The sequence below is a fragment of the Roseicyclus amphidinii genome (assembly GCF_030163755.1).
In the GTDB taxonomy this organism is placed as follows: Bacteria; Pseudomonadota; Alphaproteobacteria; order Rhodobacterales; family Rhodobacteraceae; genus Roseicyclus; species Roseicyclus amphidinii.
The window spans coordinates 1-1,225 of sequence record NZ_JASJOE010000149.1; the positions used below are offsets into that span (position 1 = coordinate 1).

The window sequence follows — 1,225 nt, forward strand, 5'->3', positions numbered from 1 at the left end:
CCGAAATCCATCACCTGCATCACCGGCCAGAAGATCGGGATGGTCAGCAGGATCATCGACAGGCTGTCCATCAGGCAGCCCATCACCAGGTAGAAGACGAGGATCAGGATCAGCACGGTGAGCGGCGCGTAGCCCTGGCTCACGACCCAGAGCGACAGCTCCTGCGGCAGCTGGGTCAGCGCGAGGAAGGAGTTGTAGAGCTTCGCGCCGAGGATGATGAAGAAGATCATCGCCGAGGAGATGGCGGTGGTGATGACGCTCTCCTTGAAGAGCGCCCAGGTCATGTTGCCCCGCGCCAGCGCCAGCAGCCCGGTGCCCGCGGCCCCCACGGCGGCGCCCTCGGTGGGCGTGAACCAGCCCGCGTAGATGCCGCCGACGACGAGGCCGAAGACGAGGATCACCGGCCAGATCTCGGCCAGCGCGCGCAGGCGCTCGGCGTAGGGAACCCGCTCCTTCACGCCGGCGCTCTCGGGGTTGAGGCGGACATAGACCGAGATGGTGATCATGTAGCCGATGGCCGCGAGGATGCCGGGCACGAAGGCCGCAAGGAACAGGGACGCGATGTTCTGCTCGGTCAGGATGGCGTAGATCACCAGGATCACCGAGGGCGGGATCAGGATGCCCAGCGTGCCGCCCGCCGCCAGCGTCGCGGTCGAGAAGCCGCCCGAATAGCCGTAGCGCTTCAGCTCCGGCAGGGCCACGCGCGACATGGTGGCCGCGGTCGCCAGCGACGAGCCGCAGATCGCGCCGAAGCCCGCGCAGGCCCCGACCGAGGCCATGGCGACGCCGCCCTTGCGGTGGCCGAGCCAGCCCTCGGCGGCCTTGAACAGCGCCGAGGACATGCCCGAGAGCGTGGCGAACTGGCCCATCAGCAGGAACATCGGGATGATGGTCAGCGAGTAGTTCGAGAAGGTGCCGTAGCTTTCCGCCTTGAGCAGGTTCAGCGCCATGTTCGGGCTGCCGGTGACCAGCCAGAGCCCGCCAAGGCCCGCGACGAACATGGCCAGCCCGATGGGCGCGCGCAAAAAGATCATCGCCAGCAGGACGGGGAAGGACCAGAAGCCCAGCTCGAGCGCGCTCAATGTCCCGCCCCCCCGTTGCCCGGCAGGATCGGGCGGCCGGTCAGCGTCTCGGTGACGCGCGCCGCGGCGCAATATACCGAGACGAGGGCGGCCACGGCGGCGGCGGCAAAGCTCGCGCCATAGGACCACCAGACCGGGTATTG

At 68.2% G+C, this 1,225-nt stretch carries 1 protein-coding gene; it reads right to left on the minus strand.

Annotation, left to right across the window (positions count from 1 at the left end):
• Window positions 1-1,082, minus strand: a 1,082-nt coding sequence (locus QQK83_RS19315; protein WP_284267068.1) for a TRAP transporter large permease, incomplete at its 3' end; no start/stop codon positions are given.
• Between the last annotated feature and the right edge of the window lie 143 nt (window positions 1,083-1,225).